Annotated in this window: 23 protein-coding genes and 6 tRNA genes; 9 read left to right on the forward strand and 20 right to left on the reverse strand. The window is 20.5% G+C overall.

The annotated features are described in order from the left end of the window. Positions 1-153: 153 nt before the first annotated feature. Both mutY and BCC_RS01850 read left to right on the forward strand, forming a co-directional pair. Positions 154-1,185: an A/G-specific adenine glycosylase gene (gene mutY, locus BCC_RS01845; protein ID WP_011672734.1), complete on the forward strand. Its 1,032-nt coding sequence runs from the start codon at positions 154-156 to the stop codon at positions 1,183-1,185. Then, the gene (locus BCC_RS01850; protein ID WP_011672735.1) at positions 1,169-1,417 is read left to right on the forward strand and encodes an oxidative damage protection protein; all 249 of its coding nucleotides are present in this window, start codon (positions 1,169-1,171) and stop codon (positions 1,415-1,417) included. The genes mutY and BCC_RS01850 overlap by 17 nt, the downstream gene beginning before the upstream one ends. Here BCC_RS01850 and sbcB read toward each other — a convergent pair. Both sbcB and BCC_RS01860 read right to left on the reverse strand, forming a co-directional pair. Beyond that, complete coding sequence (gene sbcB / locus BCC_RS01855; RefSeq protein ID WP_011672736.1) at positions 1,414-2,841, reverse strand: exodeoxyribonuclease I; 1,428 nt, start codon at positions 2,839-2,841, stop codon at positions 1,414-1,416. The two genes, BCC_RS01850 and sbcB, sit on opposite strands and share 4 nt — an antisense overlap. Positions 2,842-2,911: 70 nt before the next feature. Then, positions 2,912-2,984 (reverse strand) — tRNA-Asn (locus BCC_RS01860). A gap of 173 nt (positions 2,985-3,157) precedes the next feature. Between BCC_RS01860 and BCC_RS01865 the strand changes: the two genes are divergently transcribed. Then, positions 3,158-3,230: transfer RNA gene (locus BCC_RS01865), tRNA-Ile, on the forward strand. Between the two features lie 86 nt (positions 3,231-3,316). On the opposite strand, the gene BCC_RS01870 is transcribed toward BCC_RS01865, so the two are convergent. The 6 genes from BCC_RS01870 to pgi all read right to left on the reverse strand — a co-directional run bounded on the left by BCC_RS01870 (position 3,317) and on the right by pgi (position 7,871). Continuing rightward, positions 3,317-3,721 (reverse strand): hypothetical protein, encoded by a 405-nt coding sequence (locus tag BCC_RS01870; protein ID WP_011672737.1) that lies wholly within the window; start codon positions 3,719-3,721, stop codon positions 3,317-3,319. 33 nt (positions 3,722-3,754) lie between these two features. Next, entirely contained in the window at positions 3,755-4,204 is a 450-nt protein-coding gene (rplI, locus tag BCC_RS01875; RefSeq protein WP_011672738.1) for a 50S ribosomal protein L9, read from the reverse strand. A 57-nt stretch (positions 4,205-4,261) separates the two neighbouring features. Beyond that, positions 4,262-4,489: a 30S ribosomal protein S18 gene (gene rpsR, locus BCC_RS01880; protein WP_011672739.1), complete on the reverse strand. Its 228-nt coding sequence runs from the start codon at positions 4,487-4,489 to the stop codon at positions 4,262-4,264. Between the two features lie 58 nt (positions 4,490-4,547). Then, entirely contained in the window at positions 4,548-4,931 is a 384-nt protein-coding gene (rpsF, locus tag BCC_RS01885; protein ID WP_011672740.1) for a 30S ribosomal protein S6, read from the reverse strand. 201 nt (positions 4,932-5,132) lie between these two features. Continuing rightward, positions 5,133-6,041, reverse strand: coding sequence for a tRNA (adenosine(37)-N6)-dimethylallyltransferase MiaA (gene miaA, locus BCC_RS01890; RefSeq protein ID WP_041749185.1), 909 nt, complete (start codon positions 6,039-6,041; stop codon positions 5,133-5,135). Positions 6,042-6,230: 189 nt separating this feature from the next. After that, entirely contained in the window at positions 6,231-7,871 is a 1,641-nt protein-coding gene (gene pgi, locus BCC_RS01895) for a glucose-6-phosphate isomerase (protein WP_011672742.1), read from the reverse strand. 170 nt (positions 7,872-8,041) lie between these two features. On the opposite strand from pgi, the gene orn reads away from it, so the two are divergent. Continuing rightward, a complete protein-coding gene (gene orn, locus BCC_RS01900) occupies positions 8,042-8,587 on the forward strand; it encodes an oligoribonuclease (protein WP_011672743.1) in 546 nt (181 codons plus the stop codon). Positions 8,588-8,680: 93 nt separating this feature from the next. Beyond that, positions 8,681-8,753, forward strand: a tRNA-Gly gene (locus BCC_RS01905). Positions 8,754-8,970: 217 nt separating this feature from the next. Here BCC_RS01905 and rpmE read toward each other — a convergent pair. After that, positions 8,971-9,180 carry a 50S ribosomal protein L31 gene (gene rpmE, locus BCC_RS01910; protein WP_011672744.1) on the reverse strand — a complete coding sequence of 70 codons (210 nt, stop codon included), beginning with the start codon at positions 9,178-9,180 and terminating at the stop codon, positions 8,971-8,973. Positions 9,181-9,406: 226 nt separating this feature from the next. Here rpmE and hslV point away from each other — a divergent pair, with 226 nt between their 5' ends. Both hslV and hslU read left to right on the forward strand, forming a co-directional pair. Next, positions 9,407-9,943 (forward strand): ATP-dependent protease subunit HslV, encoded by a 537-nt coding sequence (hslV, locus tag BCC_RS01915; protein ID WP_011672745.1) that lies wholly within the window; start codon positions 9,407-9,409, stop codon positions 9,941-9,943. 13 nt (positions 9,944-9,956) lie between these two features. Further along, a complete protein-coding gene (gene hslU / locus BCC_RS01920; RefSeq protein WP_011672746.1) occupies positions 9,957-11,291 on the forward strand; it encodes an HslU--HslV peptidase ATPase subunit in 1,335 nt (444 codons plus the stop codon). A 145-nt stretch (positions 11,292-11,436) separates the two neighbouring features. Here hslU and zapB read toward each other — a convergent pair whose 3' ends face one another. Then, entirely contained in the window at positions 11,437-11,679 is a 243-nt protein-coding gene (gene zapB / locus BCC_RS01925; protein ID WP_041749144.1) for a cell division protein ZapB, read from the reverse strand. Positions 11,680-11,945: 266 nt separating this feature from the next. Here zapB and BCC_RS01930 point away from each other — a divergent pair, with 266 nt between their 5' ends. Beyond that, on the forward strand, positions 11,946-12,692 hold the full coding sequence (locus BCC_RS01930; RefSeq protein WP_011672747.1) for a ferredoxin--NADP reductase: 747 nt from the start codon (positions 11,946-11,948) through the stop codon (positions 12,690-12,692). Between the two features lie 117 nt (positions 12,693-12,809). Here the strand turns inward: BCC_RS01930 and BCC_RS01935 are convergent, their stop codons facing one another. Together BCC_RS01935 and dapF are read right to left on the reverse strand one after the other, a co-directional pair. Then, positions 12,810-13,721: a hypothetical protein gene (locus tag BCC_RS01935; RefSeq protein WP_011672748.1), complete on the reverse strand. Its 912-nt coding sequence runs from the start codon at positions 13,719-13,721 to the stop codon at positions 12,810-12,812. Between the two features lie 538 nt (positions 13,722-14,259). After that, entirely contained in the window at positions 14,260-15,105 is an 846-nt protein-coding gene (gene dapF / locus BCC_RS01940) for a diaminopimelate epimerase (protein WP_011672749.1), read from the reverse strand. Positions 15,106-15,184: 79 nt separating this feature from the next. On the opposite strand from dapF, the gene cyaY reads away from it, so the two are divergent. After that, positions 15,185-15,526, forward strand: coding sequence for an iron donor protein CyaY (gene cyaY / locus BCC_RS01945; protein WP_011672750.1), 342 nt, complete (start codon positions 15,185-15,187; stop codon positions 15,524-15,526). 12 nt (positions 15,527-15,538) lie between these two features. Here the strand turns inward: cyaY and BCC_RS01950 are convergent. From BCC_RS01950 to ilvD, 8 genes are all read right to left on the reverse strand, one after another. Beyond that, a tRNA-Pro gene (locus BCC_RS01950) sits at positions 15,539-15,612 on the reverse strand. Between the two features lie 60 nt (positions 15,613-15,672). Next, positions 15,673-15,745 (reverse strand) — tRNA-His (locus BCC_RS01955). Between the two features lie 37 nt (positions 15,746-15,782). After that, positions 15,783-15,857 (reverse strand) — tRNA-Arg (locus BCC_RS01960). Between the two features lie 215 nt (positions 15,858-16,072). Further along, the gene (gene rho, locus BCC_RS01965) at positions 16,073-17,335 is read right to left on the reverse strand and encodes a transcription termination factor Rho (RefSeq protein WP_011672751.1); all 1,263 of its coding nucleotides are present in this window, start codon (positions 17,333-17,335) and stop codon (positions 16,073-16,075) included. A gap of 231 nt (positions 17,336-17,566) precedes the next feature. Further along, complete coding sequence (gene trxA / locus BCC_RS01970; protein ID WP_011672752.1) at positions 17,567-17,902, reverse strand: thioredoxin; 336 nt, start codon at positions 17,900-17,902, stop codon at positions 17,567-17,569. Positions 17,903-18,042: 140 nt separating this feature from the next. Beyond that, positions 18,043-19,989: a UvrD-helicase domain-containing protein gene (locus tag BCC_RS01975; protein ID WP_011672753.1), complete on the reverse strand. Its 1,947-nt coding sequence runs from the start codon at positions 19,987-19,989 to the stop codon at positions 18,043-18,045. Between the two features lie 116 nt (positions 19,990-20,105). Continuing rightward, the gene (ilvC, locus tag BCC_RS01980) at positions 20,106-21,578 is read right to left on the reverse strand and encodes a ketol-acid reductoisomerase (RefSeq protein WP_011672754.1); all 1,473 of its coding nucleotides are present in this window, start codon (positions 21,576-21,578) and stop codon (positions 20,106-20,108) included. Positions 21,579-21,625: 47 nt separating this feature from the next. Then, entirely contained in the window at positions 21,626-23,479 is a 1,854-nt protein-coding gene (gene ilvD, locus BCC_RS01985) for a dihydroxy-acid dehydratase (RefSeq protein WP_011672755.1), read from the reverse strand. Between the last annotated feature and the right edge of the window lie 194 nt (positions 23,480-23,673).

Below are 23,673 nucleotides of genomic sequence, written 5' to 3' on the forward strand. Positions count from 1 at the left end.
TATTTAAAAAACAATCATGTTATTTCTTCAAAAAATGTTTTATAAATAATTAAATATTAATTTAATTATTAAATATTTAAATAAATATGAATTTTTTTATTTGTATAATTTAATATCTATAAAAATTTATCAATAATAAATATTAGGTATACTATGTTCTTTTCACAAAAAATACTTAACTGGTACCATTTTAATGGAAGAAAAAACTTACCTTGGCAAAAAAAAAATATCTATTATATTTGGATATCTGAAATTATGTTACAGCAAACACGTGTTCAAACTGTAATTCCATATTTTCAAAAATTTAAAAAAAAATTTCCTACAATAAAAAAATTAGCTGATTCTAACATTAATAAAGTATTATATTTATGGAGCGGATTAGGATATTATCAAAGAGCACATAATCTGCATAAAACAGCAAAAATAATAAAAAAAAAATATTATGGAATATTTCCTACAAATATAAATGAGATAATAAAATTACCTGGAATCGGAAGATCAACTGCTGGTGCAATTTTATCATTTACCTATAATTATAGATATGCTATTTTAGATAGCAATATAAAAAGAGTATTAATTAGATTTCATTTAATAAATATTAATAATTTTAAAAAAAATCAATTAGAAAATAAATTATGGAATATTATTGATCAATACATTCCATTACATAATGCTAGAAAATTTAATCAAGCTATGATGGATTTAGGTTCCTTAATTTGCAAAAATAAAAATCCAAATTGTTTTTCTTGTCCATTAAAAAATAATTGCAATTTTTTTAAAAAAAAAATTATTTTTTTTAAAAAAAAAGAAAAAAAAAAAAAAATTGGTATATTTTTTTCAATTATAAAATATAAAAATTCAGTAATTTTAATAAAACAAAAAAATATTTCTATATGGAAAGGATTATTCTATTTTCCGTTAATAACTTTTAAAATATCAAAAAAAAAATGGGAAAAAATAAAAAAAAAAAATACTTCTAAAACAAAAAAATTATTTTTTACACATTGTTTAAGTCATATAAAATTATTTATTATTTGGCAAATTATTAGAGTTAAAAAAAAAAAAAACTATAAAGAAAAAATATGGATGAATATAAATTCAAAAAAAAAAATAGGAATACCTACTCCAATAAAAAAAATATTATTACAATTAAAAAAAAAAAAAAAAAATGAAAAAAAAACGTAAAATTTTTTGTTCTTTTTTAAAAAAAGAAACGGAAGGATTAGAATATCAATTTTTTCCTGGAAAAATTGGACAACAAATTTATGAACAAATATCTAAAAAAGCATGGAATATATGGCTAGAAAAACAAACAAAAATAATAAATGAAAAAAAATTAAATATGTTTATTGAAAAAGATAGAATATTTTTAGAAAAAAAAATGAAAAATTTTTTTTTCAAAAAAAAAAAAAATTAAATTAAATTATTTATATAATTAATATTTCTTTTTATATATTTAAATAAATCTTCCAGTAGAATAAAATTCTTATCATTTTTATTAAATTTTAATTGAAATTTTTTAATCTTTTCAAAATATTCTTCTAATTTAATAAAATTAATTTTATTTTTACAATAAAATTGCCATTTTTTTATTTCATTAAAATTTAATAATTTAATAAAATTTCTTGCTTTTAAACGAAAAAATAATTTTTTAATTCTGTTATCTAAAAAATTAGCACTCCAGCCCATCCATTTTTTAGGTTCATTTTTATGAATAAAAGATAATAAACAACGATCAGAATTTAAAAAAAAATTATTATATAACATTAAATCAATATCATTTATTTTTTCTTTTTTCTTATATGAAAAACACGATATAATCCAATTTTTTATTAAAAAATTATTTTTTAATAAAAAAAAATTTTTTTGACATTTTAAATAATCAATATTTAATCTAATACAATGTTTCAAGGAAACTGAATTATAAGAAAAAAAAAGAGGTGATTTGCTTATTGAAACAACTTTAATACCAACATTAAATAATTTTTTTATTGAAATTAAACATGTAGAATATTTTTTATATAAATTAAATATTTTTTTAAAATCACTAGATAAATCAAAAATAACTATATTATTCTTATATAAAGGATGTAAACCAATATACATTATACAACCAAAATTATAATTAATAGATCCGAAAAAACTAGAAATATAAAAAAATGGTTTATTTATATTATTCAATAAAAAAGAAGATATATATTTTTTTTTAGAAATCATATATAAATATAAAAAAAAATTTTTATATTTAGAAAATAAATATTTTGTAATTAAAAAAGTTGCATATACATCAGAATATGCATCATGAATATGAATATGTTTGATATTATTAACTAACGTAATATCAGATAATTTAAAACTAACTGTTCCATTACTATTATAATACCAACACATAGATTTTGGTAAAAAAATATAAAACGCACGTAAAATATTTAATATATCCCAACTAAAATTATTATTTTTCCAACTCCATTCATAAGGATCAAATAAATTTCTATAAAAAATATTACGAGTAATTAAATTATCAAAATTAATATTATTATATCCAATAATACATATATTTTTTTGTGAAAAAATATCATGTATTTTTTTAGAAAGAAAATACTCATTTAAACCATATTTATAAGTATACTGAGGTAAAATTTTTGTAATTAAAATAGCTTCTGGATCAGGTAAATAATCAATAGGGGGGTAGCAAAATAAAATGGTTTTTTTTATAATATAAGAAAATTTATTATCTGTTTCAATACTACAAAATTGAGAAACTTTATCTAAAGCAACGTTTTTTCCGAAAGTTTCATAATCATAAAATATAATTTTTTTTTTTGAAAAATATTCACAAATTTTTTATTATCCTTAATATCAAGAAATATTAACTAAGTAACTTATAATAAAATTACATATAATATTTTTTCTCCCCCGACTGGACTCGAACCAGTGACATACGGATTAACAGTCCGCCGTTCTACCAACTGAACTACAGAGGAATAAATAATTATATATCACGTAAAAATTTTTATGTCAACAAAAATATTATTTTTTAGTAGAAAAAAAAAAAAAAGATTAATTTATATAATTTTTATAAAAAAAACATAGATAAGTATGTAAATTTGTTTTATAATATATTTTAAATTAAAAAATATTTTTTATAAAAAATAAAGGCCTTTTAGCTCAGTGGTTAGAGCAAACGACTCATAATCGTTAGGTCGCTGGTTCAAATCCAGCAAGGGCCATATTATTATGTTTTTCATATATAAATATTTATTATTAATAATATATATATCCTTATTTCATAAATATTTTATATTAAATTTTATTTTTATAAATATATAAATTTAATTTTTTTATTTGAAAAAATAAATACTTTTGCAATTTTATCTCCAGGTTTAATACAAATTTTTTTTTTACTACAATTCCAAAAAGAAATCTTTAATTCTCCAGGATTAAAAAAATTTATAAAATTATAAAAATTTCCTAAAACTATTTTTTTATTATTTTTACATTTAAAAAAAGATTTAATATTAATATTAATATTATTTTTAAATATATATAATAATATTCCAGTTGGAATTAAAAAAGTTTGATTAATATCAATATATATTTTTTTTTTTATACATGCTCGTAAAAAAAAACCTGATATATCACCAGATATAATTTCAGGAAATGGAAAAACAGTACCAATTCTGGTATCAAAAATTTTAACATTAATATTTAATTTTTTCATACTTATTTAAAAAAAAATTTTAAATTAAAAAATCTATTTTGATAGAATAACTACTTTAAATTCTGTAGAAATATTTTTATATGGTGTAAATAAAACTGTATGAGACCCCAAATAATGTAATAAACCATTAGGTAATTTAATTTCATTTTTTTTAATCAATAATCCAAGAGAAATTAATTGTTTTGAAATATCTTTTACACCAATAGAACCAAAAATTTTTCTTTTTTTACTAGATTTCATAAAAAAAATAATAGCTCCAATAAGTTTAATAGCTTTAATTCTACTATTAGCATAATCAATTTTTTTAGCTTCTTGTTGTTCTTCAAAAAGTCGTTTTTTTTCAAAAATTTTAATATTTTCTGAAGTAGCTAATAATGCTTTTTCAAGAGGTATCAAATAATTTCTTGCATATCCATTTTTTACAGTAATTAATTGACCCTTTTTACCTAATTTTTCTAATGCATGTAATAGAATTACTTTCATAATATATAAACCTTAAAAATCAAATATTTTAATAAAAAAGTCATTAAAATTAATTATTTACTTATGTTGATCAGTATAAGGTATAAATCCAAGAAAACGAGCTATTTTAATAGCACGAGATAATTGTCTTTGATATTTTGCTTTAGTTCCAGTAATCCTACTAGGAACTATTTTTCCATTTTCAGTAATATAATTTTTTAATATCATAATATCTTTATAATCTATTTTTTTAATACCTTCAGCAGTAAATCTACAAAATTTTCTACGACGAAAGTAACGAACCATAATATTAATTTCCTGATTAAAATAATAATATTAATTTTTAATATAAAAAAAAATTAAATTATTTTTTTTTTATATTTTTATTTATTTTTATTACAGAAGAATTTAATTCTTTTTTATTTTCTTCTTTATTTTTAAGAATAGGAGAAATCTTTTTGTGTGCCTTAGTACGAGTAAGAATAAAATATCGAATAATATTTATATTAAATTTAAAACTATTTTCTAATTCTTTAATACATTCACTAGATACTTCTATGTTCATCAAAAAATAATGTGCTTTTTTTAAATTTTTAATAGTATAAGATAATGATCGTTTTCCCCAATCTTCAAAACGATGTATAATTCCTTTATACATATGTATTAATTTATTGTATTCTTCAATAATGATAAAAATTTTCTTGTTTTTTTCCGGATTAATCATCAAAATTATTTCATAATGACGCACAAATAAAACTCCTTTAAAATAAATATACCTAAAAACATCTATTTTAAATAAACATAAAAACCATTTTTATTTAAATGTTTATTAAAAATTTTAATTCTTAAATTATATCATTAATATATTACTTTTTATAAAAAAAAATATATTTTTTAAAAAATAATTTATAAATTTAAAATTTTTAAAAGAATACCCAACTATTTCATTTTATAAATTTCTATTTAATATTTTATATATTTTAGTAATTAATAAATCTTTTTTATTGTCTTTAATAAAAATAATATTTGGCCATTTTTTCAACCATGTTAATTGATGTTTTACTAATTTATGAGTAGATTTAATTGTTTCTTTAATCATTTGAAAATATGTATATTTATTTTTTAAATATAATAACATTTGTTTATAACCAATACTATTCATTGATGGTAATTTCGGATCTAAAAATTTCTGATTATATAAATTTTGTACTTCTTTTTTAAATCCACTTTTTAACATAAAAAAAAATCTTTTTTCTATTTTTTTATATAAATGCTCTTTATTATCTGGAATTAAACCAAACTGAAAAACTTTATATGGTAATTTATTATGAAAAAATTTAATTAATTCACTTAATGGAAAACCACCAGATACAAAAAAAACTTCAACTGCTCTTAAAACACGTTGAACATCATTAATATGAATTTTTTTACTAGAAATCGGATCTATTTTTTTTAATAAATTAAATAAATTTTTTTTTTTTTTTAAACAAATATTTTTAAATATATATTTTCTAATTATAGAATTAGAAGGAGGTAAATTAGCAAATCCGTTTAATAAAATTTTAAAATATAACATGGTACCACCCACCAATAGGGGAATTTTTCCAGATTTTAATATATTTTTTATTTCTTTTAAAACATCATTATAAAAATTTATTACAGTATAAATATTTTTAGGTTTTACAATATTAACTAATTTATAAGAAAAATTTTTTAAATCAGATTTATTTGGTTTATCAGTACCAATATTTAATCCTTTATATACTAATTTAGAATCTACACTAATTAATTCTATTAAAGGAAATTTTTTTTTAATTTCTAAAGCTAATGAACTTTTACCTATTGCTGTAGGACCCATTAAGAAAAACAAAAATTTTTTTTTATTCATATCTTTATATATTCTTTTAATACTGAATATTTATTAAGTATTTTAAAAATTAATTAATAATTTAATTAAAATTTAATTATTAATTAATATTTTATTAATTTAAAAAATATTATTAATTAATAATTATTATATATTATATATTATAAAATAATTATAGAATTAAATTCTATTCCAATATTTATATAAATTAATCAAACCTATAGTAGAACAATCATAAACATTTATTTTTTTTTTTTTAAATAAATTATTATAAATATTATTTGCTACAGTTTTTCCTAATTCTACTCCCCATTGATCAAAACTAAAAATATTTAAAATAACACCTTGAACAAAAATTTTATGTTCATATAAAGCTATTAAAGACCCTAAAGAAATAGGAGTAATTTTTTTTAAAAAAATTGAATTACTAGGTTTGTTGCCAAAATAAGTTTTATGAGAAAAAATAAAATTTTCTGAAGAATATTTTAAATTCATATTCATAATATCTTTATTAATATTTCCAAATGCTAAAGAAGCTGTTTGTGCTAAGAAATTTGATAATAGTTTTTTATGATGATCATTAATCAAATTATGACTAATTGCTGGAATTATAAAATCACATGGAACCATTGTAGTTCCTTGATGTAAAAGCTGAAAAAATGAATGTTGTCCATTAGTACCTGTACTACCCCAAATGATAGGACAAGTATTCCAAGTAACTAATTTTCCATTACGATCAATAGATTTACCATTAGATTCCATATAACTTTGTTGTAAATATTCTGGTAAAACATGCAAATATTTATCATACGGAAATATAGCCTCTGTTTCTGTATTAAAAAAATTAGTATACCAAATACTAATTAAAGCTAATATAATAGGAATATTTTTAGAAATCTTTGTATGTAAAAAATGTTGATCCATTAAATATGCGCCGTATAATAATGATTCAAAATTCTTAAAACCTATTGATAAAACAATAGATAATCCGGAAGAAGACCATAAAGAATATCGACCACCTACCCAATCCCAAAATTTAAAAATATTTTCATATTTTATCCCAAAATTTATAGCAGTTTTTATATTTTCACATAAAGCAAAAAAATGTTTAGAAAAATATTTTTTATAATTTGTTTTTAAAATACACCATTTTTTTAAATAATTTGCATTACTAATTGTTTCATCTGTGGAAAAAGATTTAGAAGCTATTAAAAATATAGTAGTTTCTAAATTAATTTTTTTTAATACTTCAGAAATTTCTGTACCATCTATATTCGAAATATAATGAATATTTAAATGATTTTTATAAATTTTTAATGCTTCAGTAATCATATAAGGACCTAAATAAGAACCACCTATTCCAATATTAACTACGTCAGAAATAGATTTTCCAGTAAAACCTTTCCAAGATCCATCAATGATTGATTCAGAAAAACATTTTATCTTTTTTAATTCTATTTGAATTTCATTCATAATATCAATATTATTTAAAATAATTTTATTATTTAATCGATTACGTAAAGCTACATGTAAAACTGGACGATTTTCTGTTTTATTAATTATTTTTCCTAAAAACATATTTTTTATAGCATCATCTAAATAACATTCTTGGGCTAATTGAAACAAAAGTTTTAATGTTTGAGAAGAAATTCTATTTTTCGAAAAATCTATTAACATAAAATCTTTAAAAAAAACAGAAAAATTTGCAAATCTATTTTTATCTAAACAAAAAAAATCTTTTATATAAATATTTTTAACATCAAAAAAATGATTTTGTAATTTTTTCCATGCATGTGTTTTCATAGGATTAATATTTTTCATAATCTACCTCTCTTAGTTTTAAATTATTTTTACAACTAACTAAACTTCATATATAATAAATATAAAAATTTTTTATATTTATTAAATAAAATAATTAATTTTAAATTTAAATTACTTATTTATTAAAAATAAATATCATTTAAAAATAAATATACTTTTAAAATATAAAAATGAACCAAAAAAATGAAAATCTAATTTGGGTTGATTTAGAAACGACAGGATTAAACCCAAAAATCCATAAAATTATAGAAATTTCTACCATTATTACAGATAAAAATTTAAATATTTTAGAAATCGGACCTAATATTATTATTTTTCAAAAAAAAGAATTTTTAAGAAAAATATGTCATAATTTTTTCCAAATACATAAAAAAAATGGATTAATGAAAGAAATTAAAAATAGTAAAGAAGATGAAAAAAGCGCAGAAAAAAAAACACTAAAATTTTTAAAAAAGTGGATTCCAAAAAATATTTCTCCTATATGTGGAAATACTATTTCCTTAGATAGGAATTTTCTATTATATCATATGCCAAAATTAAAATCATATTTTTACTATAGAAACATAGATGTAAGTTCTATTAATGAATTAATAAAACGATGGAAACCTAAAATTTTAAATAAAATTAAAAAAAAAAAAAATCATCGAACAAAATCAGATTTAATTGAATCAATACAAGAATTAAAATTCTATAAAGAAAATATCTTTATATTATAAATAATATTTTATTAATTAAATAATAACAAATACTATTAAAATATTTCTTGCAAAAAAAAAAAAATTTTTATATAATTAAAATAATAGTTTATTGCGGGAATAGCTCAGTTGGTAGAGCACAACCTTGCCAAGGTTGGGGTCGCGAGTTCGAATCTCGTTTCCCGCTTAAAATTATTAATATATAACTATTCAAAAATCAAATAAAAAATGTAATTTTTAATTTATTTTTAATAATTATATTTATATTTTATTAAAAAAAATTTTAAATCTTTCATATTTTAAAAATTAAAAGATAAATAATTTAATTTTAAATAAATATCCTTATTTTCTAAATATAATATATGTATATTATATACATTTTTTAAAAAAAAATATTCTTATATTTATATTTCAGAAAAATTAAAACGCTTCTTAAATCTTTGTATACGTCCTTTTTTATTCATTGTTCTTTGTTTACCAGTATAAAAAGGATGACATTGAGAACATACATCTAAAGACATATCACTACTTTTTGTAGAAAAAATCGGAATTGTATATCCACATGAACAAGTAGCAAAAATTTTTTTATATTCAGGATGAATATTTTTTTTCATTACATATTCTCTAATTAAAATACTACATACTAGATTAAATAAAAATTGAATTTCTTTAAAAAATTTAATTTATAAAATAAATTTAAAAAATATTATTTTTAATACTTTATATTATATATAATATATGCAATATTTTTTAAAATCAATATTTTATTGAATAAAATATATATACATTTTGTACAATTATTTCTTTAAAATAAAAAGAATATATTTAAAAAGGTTGTTTATGACTACTATATTAAGTGTGAGAGTACAAGGAAAAGTAGTTATTGGTGGGGATGGACAAGCTACTTTCGGACATACTGTTATGAAAAGCAACGTAAAGAAAGTTCGTTCAATTTATAAAAATCAAGTTATTGCTGGTTTTGCTGGAGGAACAGCCGATGCTTTTACTTTATTTGAATTATTTGAAAAAAAACTAGAAAAATATCAAGGACAATTACAACGATCTGCAATAGAATTAGCGAAAGATTGGAGAACTGATCGTTTATTAAGAAAACTTGAAGCGCTATTAGCAGTGGCAGACAAAAAAAATTCTTTAATTATTACAGGAACTGGTGATGTAATACAACCTGAAAATGATATTATTGCTATAGGTTCCGGAGGACCATATGCTCAAGCAGCAGCTTATGCTTATGCTTTAGTATATAATACAAATTTAAAAGCATCGAATATAGTAAAAAAATCACTGCAAATCGCTTCAAACATTTGTATCTACACTAACCAATCATTTACTATAAAAGAAATAAAATCAGAAAAGTAATAAGGATACTTACATGTCAGAAATGACTCCAAGAAAAATTGTAAAAGAACTAAACAAATACATTATTGGACAAAATAATGCTAAACGTGCAGTAGCTATTGCTTTAAGAAATCGATGGAGAAGAATGCAATTAAATTCAGAATTACGTAATGAAATTACTCCTAAAAATATTTTAATGATCGGACCTACAGGAGTAGGTAAAACAGAAATTGCACGTAGACTAGCAAAACTAGCTAACGCACCTTTTATTAAAGTAGAAGCAACAAAATTTACTGAAGTAGGATATGTAGGAAAAGAAGTTGATTCTATAATTCGTGATTTAACAGATTTAGCAATAAAAATGATTCGTTTACAAATAATTAAAAAAAACAAAAAACATGCTAAAAAAAGAGCAGAAGAAAGAATATTGAAAATATTAATTCCTGTACCGAAAGATAATTGGAATGAAGAAAATTTAAAAGAAAAGCCAGAAAAAACAATTCAAATTTTTAGAAAAAAACTACAAGAAGGAAAATTAGATAATAAAGAAATAGAAATACAAATTGCTGCAACACCAATTGGAATTGAAATTATGTCTCCTCCGGGAATGGAAGAATTAACTAATCAATTACAATCTTTATTTCAAAATTTAAGTGGAAAGAAAAAAAATTTACGAAAATTAAAAATAAAAGATGCAATGAAAATTATTATTGAAGAAGAAGCAGCTAAATTAATTAATTTAGAAGAATTAAAAGAAAAAGCAATTTATTCAGTTGAACAAAATAGTATAGTTTTTATTGATGAAATTGATAAAATTTGTAAACATCATTCTTCAGCATCAAATTCTGATGTATCACGAGAAGGTGTGCAAAGAGATTTACTACCATTAATTGAAGGATGTACTGTTTCAACTAAACATGGATCAGTTAAAACTGATCATATATTATTTATTGCATCAGGAGCTTTTCAAACGTCTACTCCTTCTGATTTAATTCCAGAATTACAAGGAAGACTTCCTATACGTGTAGAACTAAATGCTCTTACTGTAGATGATTTTGAAAGAATTCTAACTGAACCAAACGCGTCTATTACTACACAATATAAAGCATTAATAAAAACGGAAGGAGTAGATATAATTTTTACAAAAAAAGGAATACGAAAAATTGCAGAAGCTTCTTGGAAAATAAATGAATCTATGGAAAATATTGGAGCACGAAGATTATATACTGTATTAGAAAAATTAATGGAAGATATTTCTTTTAATTCTAATGAAAAATTTGGACAAAAAATTTATATTGACGAAAAATATGTTAATCTACATTTAGATAAACTAATAGAAAATGAAGATTTAAGTCGATTTATTTTATAATAAATATACTTTCAAATATATATATATATATATTTAAATGATTACCTATCTTAGACTAATTTATCTATGATAGGTAATCATTTAATTAGAATTAAATATTTTAATATTTATTAAAAGTAAAAATAATATCTTTATAAAAATAATACTAATTTAGATTATTAATTTTTTTTAATAAAGATTTTAATTTATTTTTCCATTTTATTCTTTCTTCTTGAATCATAATATTTTTTTTTTCTATATTTTCTTTTAAAGAGCTAACTGTTTGTAATTTATTTTTTAATTTTCTATTTTTTAATTTTAAATCATTTATTTCTGATTTTAGTAATTTAATATAATTTACTGATTCTTTTACTTTTTTTTCTAAATCAGAAAATGCTTTTAAAACCATAATAATACCATTTTAAATATTTAATATTTATTAAATCTATATAATATATATTATATATGTATTTTATAAAAATAAACTTATAAATAATTACAATTTATTAAAATAAAAATTAATAAAAAAAAATATTTATAAAAAATTTTTAAAATTTATATATAATAAAATTATTTAATTGTATATATTTAAAATTAAAAAACAATATAATAATGAAAAACTATTTATAAAAATATTTTTATAATATAAGTATCTTTATTCTGGAAAAATTTTATATGAATCCATGGTTAGAAATAAAATTAATTGCTATAAAAAAATGGAAAAACAATTTATTTTCATTAATTGTACAAGCACCTATTAATAAATTTATAGCCGGACAATTTACTAAACTTTCTTATATAAAAAAAAATAAAAAAAGAATACAAAGAGCGTATTCATTTGTTAATAGTCCAAATAGTAAAAATTTAGAATTCTATATCTTATTAATTAAAAATGGGTTATTAACACCAAAATTATATGATATAAAAAATAATAAAATTTTTATTTCAAAAAATTCCTTTGGTTTTTTTACTATTTCAGAATTACCTAAAAAAGAAAATTTATGGATGATTGCTACTGGTACAGCAATAGGTCCTTATTGTTCTATTTTAAAATATGAAAATATATTAAAAAAATTTAAAAAAATCATATTAATACATGCAGTTAAATATAGTATTGATTTAAATTATTTAAATTTATTTAAAAAAATAAAAAAAAAATATAAAAAAAACATAAAAATAAAAATAATATTAAGTCAAGAAAAAAGAAAAGATTATTTATTTGGTCGTATACCGAATTTAATTGCATCTGGAGAATTAGAAAAATCAGTCAAAGAACCATTAAATTCTAAAAATTCACATGTAATGTTATGCGGAAATCCTAATATGATTAAAGATACACAAAAAATATTATTACAGTATAAAAAAATGAAAAAACATTTCCGTAGAAATCCTGGACATATAACTAGTGAAAATTACTGGTAATTTTTTAAAATTATATTTATTAAATATTCTTTAGGAATTGATTCCCGTACAATACAGGAATCAATTCCAAATACATGCAAAAAAACAAAAATAATTTTTTAAAATTAAATTAAATTTTTATTGCACAAAAAATGAATATCTCATTTCTGGATTAAAGTTTGCAGTAATAATCATAGCTGCACGCATACCATGCGTATGAATTTCATTAATATCACCGGAATATGAAGGCTGCAAATCTGTTATTTTAGTTATTGCAACTTTATACATTTCAGGACTTATTTCATCAATTTCATAAGTATAATGTTCATTATCTACTGTTCTATTTATCACTCCGGGATGACGCTTAGATAAATTTTCCCAAGCTACATCTAAAACTTCTGGATGAACATATGTTGAAATTAATTGTTGTGTTTGAAATTCTGGTACAGACTCTCGAAATGCATTCATTATATCTGGAGCTTGATCAGAAAGAACTTTTTTACCATTTAAATAAACTGTTTTTCCATGCAAATGATCTAAAAATTTTTGTTCCAATTTTCCACTATCAAGCAATTCATGAAATGTTTCCTGTAATTGTTTTGAACGTGCAATTGTTTTAGGTGAAAAATTTACTGAACGTAAAATATTCCATCGAACATCAGGATTATTAATAGGAAAATTTTTTGAAATATTATTTAAATCATCACAACATTCTGTATTAAATGATTTTAATTCATTAATTTCATTATTAGAATATTCATCTTCAAAAGGAATTGTATCAAATTCACTTAATTCTTCTTCTTGATCATCTTCTACACACGGATAATCATAGTTAACTTCATTATTAATATTTGAAGAAATCATATTTTCTTGATTATAAGAAGTATTATATGGAATAATATGTGCTATAAATTCTTGATTAGCATTATTAATAATTGCAACATCAACATTTTTTAAATTTTTATTATGTAAAACACTGATACTATCAGCTTTTTTTATAATTTCTGAGTTAAGAAATGAATTAGATCTTATTGAAGAAACTGATGACATAATGTTTTTTCCTTCTATATTTATTAAATAAAAAATATTAATAAAATTAATTTATAAAAAATGTTTTTAAGAAAAAAATCACAAAAAAATAAAGTAATCAAAAAAATTAAATTTTAATTATAATAAAAACTATAAATAAAATATATAAAATATTTTTATAAAAATTGAAATAATTTAATATATTTTTATTTTTTAAAAAAAATTTTAAAATTTTTATTACATTTCATTTGATAAAATCAATATATTTATTTTTAATTATAAAAACAATCTTATACATTAAATTATTTTTTATACTAACTTTATATTACTTATATACTGCACCCTATTCAAAAAGTCAAACAATAAATTCATTTCAAAAAAAAAAAATATAAAAAATATTAAAAATAATAAGTTAATTAATGTTTTTTTTAAAAGAAAAATCAAATTTTTTTTAAAAAAACTAATATCAGAAAATCTTTAATAAAAATTTTTAATATAAAAATATAAATAAAATATTTTTTTTATATTAAAATTAAATAAATTTTTAAATTTAATAAAATTAATACTTAATATAACCATCATATACATGTGAAGCTTTACCTGACATATATAATGTATCTCCTAATATTCCATTCCAAAAAATTTTTAATTTTCCATATAATAATTTAACTACTACATGATTAGATAATAATTTATTTCGTATACCTATAGCAACCGCAGCACATGCTCCGCTTCCACATGCATTAGTTTCTCCTACATGTCTTTCATATACACGCAATAAAATTTTTTTTTTTGAAATAATCTGCATAAAACCAACATTCACGCCTTCTGGAAATAAAATGTTATTCGAAATATAAGAACCCACTTTTTTTACTGGGAAATTTTTTAGATTATTAACTTGAATAACACAGTGTGGATTACCTAATGTTACAACACTAAAAAAATATTTTTTTTTATTAAAAATAATAGAATAAAAAAATTTTTCAGTCTTTGTTATAAAAGGAATATTTTTAGGAGTAAAAATAGGCGTACCCATATCAACTTTAAAAATATTTTTTTTAATATGTTCTAAAAATAAATATCTATTATTTGTACTCACACAAATTTTTTTTTCTTTAATTTTTTTTTTTAAAAACAAATAATATGCAACACATCTTGCTCCATTACCACATTGTTCTACTTCTATTCCATTTGAATTAAATATTCTATAATAAAACTGAGCTTTATTATTCTTTTTTTTTTGAATTAATAATAATTGATCAAAACCAATACCTAAAAATCTATTTGACCATTTTTTTATTAATTCTGAAGAAAATAAAAGATATTTTTTAGAATAAATTAAAACAAAATCATTACCTAATCCATGCATTTTAAAAAAAAAAATAAATTTTTTTCTTAATAACATAATAAATATCCTTATATAAAAATAAATGATATAATTTAATTTTAAAAATGTTTATAAAATATTTATATTGGATATTATTATGAATAATACATTATTATTTAATCATGTATTTAAAAAAACATTATCTATTATAGATAATGAATTAAACAGATTTGTTCAATATGTAGATATAGATTATATATACCAAAATAATATGATTAATATCATATTTGAAAATAAAAAAAGAATTATTATTAACGCGCAAGAATATTTAAATCAATTATGGATGGGTACATCAAAACAAGGATATCATTTTATATTTAAGAAAAAACAATGGATATGTATAAAAACAAAAAAAAAATTTAGAGATATTCTTAAAAAAGAATTTTTAAAACAAACTAATAAAAAAATTAATTTTTTAAAATTAAAAAAAATAAATTAAAAATAAATTTAATCGGCGAAAGAGGATTTGAACCTTTGACCCCCTGGTCCCAAACCAGTTGCGCTACCAAGCTGCGCCATTCGCCGATATGTATATAAATAAAATTAAATTTTATATAAAAAATTTTCTTAAAATTAATATTTTTGGGTGGTCAATGGGATTTGAACCCATGACCGCTGGAATCACAATCCAGAGCTTTACCAACTAAGCTATGACCACCAAAATAAAATAAAAATTAACAAAAAAAATATAAAATTGCGTCTGACAGGAATTGAACCTGAAACCTTTACTTTCGGAAAGTAATGCTCTATCCGTATTAAGCTACAGACGCAAGAATTTATATATTTTCATAAAAAAAAATAAAAATATTTACTATATAAATAAATTTTATTATCTATTTATTATATATATAATAAAAAAAAAATCTAGTATTTATTTTTATTTATAAAAACAAAATTTAAAAAATTATATAAAAAGATTTTTAAATTAAATTATTTACATTTATTTTACATATTTAAAAAAAAATCTAGAAAAAAAATAAATATATTATTTTGAACGTTTCATCATATTAAAAAATTCATTATTTGTTTTTGTCATGGACAATTTATTTATTAAAAACTCCATAGCATCAATTTCTCCCATAGGATGAATAATTTTTCGTAAAATCCACATTTTTTGTAGTTCTTCAGGAACAGTTAATAATTCTTCTCTTCGTGTACCAGAACGATTATAATCAATTGCAGGAAAAACACGCTTTTCTGCTATTTTTCTTGATAATGGTAATTCCATATTACCTGTACCTTTAAACTCTTCATAAATAACCTCATCCATCTTAGAACCGGTATCTATTAAAGCAGTAGCTATAATTGTTAAACTACCACCTTCTTTAACATTACGCGCTGCACCAAAAAATCTTTTAGGACGATGTAAAGCGTTAGCATCTACTCCTCCAGTTAAAACTTTCCCAGAAGCTGGAACAACAGTATTATATGCTCGTGCTAATCTAGTGATAGAATCTAATAAAATAATTACATCTTTTTTATGTTCTACTAATCTTTTAGCACGTTCAATAACCATTTCTGCAACTTGTACATGACGTGATGCTGGTTCATCAAAAGTTGATGCAACAACTTCACCATTTACTAATCTTTGCATTTCTGTCACTTCTTCTGGTCGTTCGTCAATTAATAAAACCATTAATACACAATCAGGATGATTATATGCAATACTTTGAGCTATGTTTTGTAATAACATAGTTTTTCCAGCTTTAGGCGGAGCTACAATTAGTCCTCTTTGACCACGACCTATAGGTGAAGCTAGATCTAAAACTCTGGCAGTTAAATCTTCTTTAGAACCATTTCCTCTTTCCATTTGTAATCTAGAGTTTGCATGTAAAGGAGTTAAATTCTCAAATAAAATTTTACTGCGAGCATTCTCAGGTTGATCATAATTTACTTTATTTACTTTTAATAAAGCAAAATAACGTTCTCCTTCCTTAGGAGGTCTAATTTTTCCAGAAATTGTATCTCCCGTTCTTAAATTAAATCTACGAATCTGACTAGGAGAAACGTAAATATCGTCAGGTCCGGCTAAATATGAACTGTCAGATGATCGTAAAAATCCAAATCCATCTTGTAAAATTTCTAAAACCCCATCTCCAAATATATCTTCTCCACTTTTTGAATGTTGCTTTAATATAGAAAAAATAATATCTTGTTTACGCATGCGAGCTAAATTTTCAAGACCAATTTTTTCACCTAAAATAATAAGTTTTGAAACAGATGTATTTTTTAATTTGGTAAGATTCATAATAGTGAATTTCTCAATCTATTTGGAGAAAACTATAAAATGTTTCATATAAGAATAATAACTTAAAATTGCATATTTATTAAAATATTAAAAATATTAAATTAATAAATACTTCATATTTCATATAATAATCATCATTAATAATAAATTATTAGTAATTTAAATATAAAAAAAAAATTGATTAAATATATTTTTGTATTAATAAATTATTTTAAAAATAAAAATATATTCTTAAGTAACTATTTTTTTATCTAAAAAATTTTTTAATTCTACTTTTGTAATTAAACCTATTTTAGTACCTATAATTTTTTTTTTATTAAATAACAATAATGCGGGAATACCTTTAATAGAAAATTTAATAGGTATATTTTTATTTATATCAATATTAATTTTTCCTATAAAAATTTTTTTGTAATATTCATGTGCTATCTCTTCTAATATTGGTGATAAAATTTTACATGGACCACACCAATCAGCCCAAAAATCAACCAAAAAAAATTTTTTAGAAAAAAAAACTTTTTTTTCAAAATTTTGATCTGTTAATTCAATAATTTTAGTAACCTTCATAAATATCCTAATATATTATATTAATCATAAAATTATCAAAAATTTAATACATTTAAATATTATTTCATTATTTTAATAATATAAAATAATTAAATTACTAAATGCACTAATTTCTTAAAATATTATTTAAAATATTTATTTTAAATAATATTTTTAATCCAAATAATTTCACGTTTTGGTAATTCGAATAAAAATCGACTCGGTTGTAAATGCATAATCATTCCAAATTTTCTTTTTTTTTTACAAAAACTAAGAAATAATTGACTTTTTGCTCTTGTAATACCTACATATAATAAACGACGTTCTTCAGTAATATTATTATCAAGAATACTTTTTTGATGAGGTAATGTACCTTCCTCCATTCCAATAATACATACCACAGGAAATTCTAATCCTTTTGAAGAATGTATAGTCATTAATTGCAATTTATCTAATCTTTTTTTTTTTGTATTAAATGATGAATAATCGAGATCACCACAAATAAAATGAATTAATATATCTTCTAATTTCATAGGAATATGGAAATCATTTCCGATTAACATTTTTTTTAACCATTTTGAAAAAAAAACTATATTTTTTTTTTTTTTTTTTATAATAACTGAATCAGTATAAAAATTTTGAATCCAAGAAAAATATTTTGTATCACGAATAATATATTCTAATATTTTTTCAGGTTTTTTAGACAAAATTAAAGTTAATTTTAAAATCCATACAACAAAATTATTTAATGTATTAATAATATTTTTTCTTAATTGTAATTTCATACGATTATCTGTACTAGCTACAAATAAACTAATTTTATTATTTTTTGCAAATTTTTTTAATTTTGAAATAGTAATTAAACCAATTTTTCTATTAGGAACATTAATAATTCGTAGAAATGCAAAATCATCATTTTGATTAATTACTAAACGTAAATATGCTAATAAATCTTTAATTTCTAACAAATCAAAAAAAGAACATCCAGAATGAATTAAATACGGAATATTTTGATAAATTAATTCTGTTTCTACTGCTCTAACTTGATAATTACTACGATATAAAATAGCATAATCATTATATCTTCCTTGATATTTATTTTTATGAAATTTTATATATTGTATAATTTGTTGAGCTTCATGTATTTCATTCATTGATTTTAAAATATAAATTTTATTACCATAATCTAATTTTGAAAACAATTTTTTATGAAAAAAATTTATATTATGAGAAATTAATATATTAGCTACATGTAATATTCTTCCAGAAGAACGATAATTTTGTTCCATTTTTAAAATATTCAAATTTGGAAAATCATTTTTTAATAAATAAAATATCTTTGTTTCAGCACCTCTCCACGAATAAATAGATTGATCATTATCACCCACTACGGTTAAATTAGAATTATATCCACATAATAATTTAATTAATTTATACTGACTACTATTAACATCTTGATATTCATCAATTAATAAATATTGAATTTTTTTTTGCCATTTTAATTGAATATTTATATTTTTTTTTAATAAATTTGTTGGCAAAAAAATTAAATCATGAAAATCTAATATATTATGTTCTTTTAAAAAAAATTCATACTTTTCATAAAAGAAAATACATTTTTCCTCTAACATTGATGAAATTTTTAAACGTGCTAATTTAGCATCTAATAAATTATTTTTCCAAAAAGAAATTTGATATAACAACTGTTTTAAAAAAAATATATTATAATTTTTATCCAAATCAGATATAAAACTTTTTAAAAGCAGCAATTGTTCTTTTTCATCAAATAATGTGAAATTTTCAATTAATCCTAGAAATTTATATTCATTTCTAATAATTTTAAGTCCTAATGAATGAAAAGTAGATATTGAAATTTCTTTTATTTGTTTCATAGTTAATTGATTAACTAATCGTAATTTAATTTCTTTTGCAGCTTTATTAGTAAATGTAATTGCAAAAATTTTTTTAGGATTATAACCGTAAATTTTTATTAATACTATTATTTTATTTATTATAACGCTTGTTTTTCCTGAACCCGCACCTGCTAAAATTAAACATGGATTATTAATCAAATGAATAGCTTTTTTTTGAATTTTATTTAATATCATAAATATATTATCAGAATAATAATTTTTTAAAATTAAAATATAAAAAACATAAAAAATAAAAAAAATTTATAATAAAATTAATTTTTATTAAAAATAATATAAATAATTATATGTAATTAGTTTTTACAATCATGCAATGCTGTACGTTTCATATTAGTCATATATAAACGCAATTTTTTTCCAATTCTTTCAATATGATGATTTTCTATCATATCATTTACATATAATAATTCTGAATTAGTAATATTTGTATCTCGAATTGTTTCACCTAAATCATCACTATTAATAGATTTTAAAAATTTATTTAAAATTGAAATTGCTCTTTCAGAAAATAAATGACTTCCATATTCTGCAGTATCAGATATAACAAGATTCATTTCATATAATCTTTTTCTAGAAATAGTATTTGCAATTAAAGGAAGTTCATGTAAAGATTCATAATATGCTGAAGCAGAAGTAATTCCAGTATTAATACATAGTTTCAAATCTTTTAACATAGCAGCCATTAATGTACATTTTTCAAAATATTCATGATCTAAAATTTTTCTATTAGAATATAAATTAGAATTTTCAAAATGAGATTTCTTTAATTTCTTTCTCCAGTTATATAACTGAATATCAGAATTATTCCAATCAGCTATCATATTTTTGGAAAAATCACCAGAAATAATATTATCCATATGTAAACAAAATAAAGGTCTTAATAAAGATTTTAATACTATAGATAATTTATATGCACGAATTTTAGATGAAATTGATAATCTATTAAATAAAAGTGTTATTCCACCTTCTTTCATACATTCAGCTAATTTTTCCCAACCAAACTGTAACAAAGTCGCTGAAAAATCAGAACTATATCCTTTTTCAATTAAATGATTAAAACAAACTAAAGAACAAGCTTGTAACATACCACATAAAATAGTTTGTTCACCCATTAAATCAGATTTAACTTCCGCAATAAAAGAAGATTTTAATATTCCTGCTTTATGTGATCCTAATCCTGTAGCCCAGGCTTTAGCAATATCTAATCCTATTTTTTTAGGATCATTTTTTTTATGTACAGCAATTAATGTTGGAACACCGAAACCTTTTAAAAATTCTTTTCTAACTTCAGTACCCGGACATTTAGGTGCTACCATGATAACAGTAATATCAGATCGAATTTCTTCTCCTATTTCTACAATATTAAAACCATGTGAATATCCTAAAACAGAATTTTTTTTCATTAATTTTTGTAATTTTTTTACTACAACAGAATGTTGTTTGTCAGGAGTTAAATTAATTACTAAATCTGCACTAGGAACTAAATTTTCATATGTATCTACAAAAAATTTTTCTCTAATAGCATTTTTCCAAGAAATAGATTTATTTTCTATTGATTTTTTTCGTAAAGCATAAGTAACATTAAATCCAGAATCTCTTAAATTCAATCCTTGATTTAATCCTTGAGCTCCACATCCTATTATAACAATTTTTTTGTTTTTTAATTTCTTTTTTGAATGTAGAAATTCATTTGAATTCATTAAAAAACCAGTATTTAATTCTATTAATTTTTCTCTAAAAGAAAGTTTATTAAAAAAATTTTTCATATAATTTGTCCTTTTGATAATGTAGAAAAATTTATATATTTAAAATATTAAAAATTTATTTTATGTATATTTCTTACTGCACCCTTATCTGCACTAGTTGCGAACATACTATAAATTTTTAAAGAATCAGAAATTTTTCTTAAACGTTTTTTTGGAGTATAAGCAAATATACCTCTATTTTCTTCTTTTTCTTTTCTTTTTCTAATTTCATCAGAAGAAATTTTTAATTTTAAACTTCTATCAATTATATTTATATTAATAATGTCATTATCATATACTAAAGCAATTAATCCTTTATTAGCTGCTTCAGGAGAAATATGTCCAATAGAAATCCCAGATGTTCCTCCTGAAAATCGACCATCAGTAATTAATGCACATTTTTTATCTAATCCCATTGATTTTAAGTATGTTGTAGGATACAACATTTCTTGCATTCCCGGACCTCCTTTTGGTCCTTCATAACGAATAACAATTATATCACCGGATTTAATATAATTATTTAAAATAGCATATACTGCGTCTTCTTGACTTTCATATACTTTAGCTGGTCCTGAAAATATCTTACTACTTTGATTTGTTATTGCAGCTGTTTTTATTATACTACCATTTTTTGCTAAATTACCTGTTAATACAGCTAAACCACCATCTTTGCTATAAGCATATTTTTTTGAGCGAATACAACCACTTATTCGATCTTTATCTAATTTTTTCCATCGAAACGATTGTGAAAATGGATAAATTGTTTTTTTATTACCTGGTCCAGATGAATAAAAAGAAATAATTTTTTTATCTTTTGTTTTTAAAATATCAAATTTATTTATTGTTTTTTCTAACGACATACGTAATATGTTTAATATTGAAGTATTTAATAGATTAATTTTATTTAATTCAGATAAAATTCCAAAAACACCGCCAGCACGATGAAAATCTTCCATATAATATTTTGAACTACTAGGAGAAATTTTGCATAAATGAGGAACTTTTCTAGATAAAAGATCAATATCAATCATTTTAAAATTAATATTTGCTTCATAAGCCATAGCTAATAAATGAAGAACAGTATTAGAAGATCCACCCATAGAAATATCTAAAATAATAGCATTTTTTAAATTTTCTTTAGTAACAATACTTCTAGGTAATAAAGAAGAATCATTATTCTCATAATAATTTTTAGTATTCCTAACAATTATTTTTCCAGCTTTTAAAAAAAGATTTTTTCTATCAATATGAGTAGCTAGTAATGATCCATTTCCAGGAAAAGAAAGACCTAACACTTCAGTTAAACAATTCATAGAATTAGCTGTAAACATTCCTGAACATGATCCACAAGTTGGACATGCTGATTTTTCAATGTTTAATAATTTTTTATTAGAAGTATTTTTATTAGCTCCATGCATCATAGCATCAACTAAATCAATTTTAATAATTTTTTCATTAACTAATATTTTTCCTGATTCCATAGGTCCACCGGAAACAAATACAGATGGAATATTTAATCGCAAAGCAGCTAATAACATGCCAGGTGTAATTTTATCGCAATTAGAAATACAAACCATAGCATCAACACAATGTGCTTGAATCATATATTCAATAGAATCAGCAATTAACTCTCGAGAAGGTAAAGAATATAACATTCCAGAATGTCCCATAGCTATTCCATCATCTATTGCAATAGTGTTAAATTCTTTTGCAATTCCTCCTGATTTTTCAATTTCTTTAGAAACTAATTGACCTAACTCACGTAAATGAATATGACCTGGTACAAATTCTGTAAAAGAGTTAACAACGGCTATAATTGGTTTTCCAAAATCTGCATCTTTAACACCTGTTGCACGCCATAATGCTCGTGCTCCAGCCATATTTTTTCCATTTATTGTTGTAAAAGAACGATATTTAGGCATTAAATTTACTCATTTTTAAATAAAATATTTTATAATAATTTTTTAAATAAATAAACTTTTAATTTATAAATATAAAATAACAAAAAATTTTATTTTCTATTGAATGATAATTATTGGTAAGATTTTCTACAAAAAACATTTAAAAATAAAAATATATTTATGTTTAAAAAATAAATATTCTTATATATTTTTTA

This window comes from Buchnera aphidicola BCc (genome assembly GCF_000090965.1).
Taxonomy (GTDB): domain Bacteria; phylum Pseudomonadota; class Gammaproteobacteria; order Enterobacterales; family Enterobacteriaceae; genus Buchnera_F; species Buchnera_F aphidicola_F.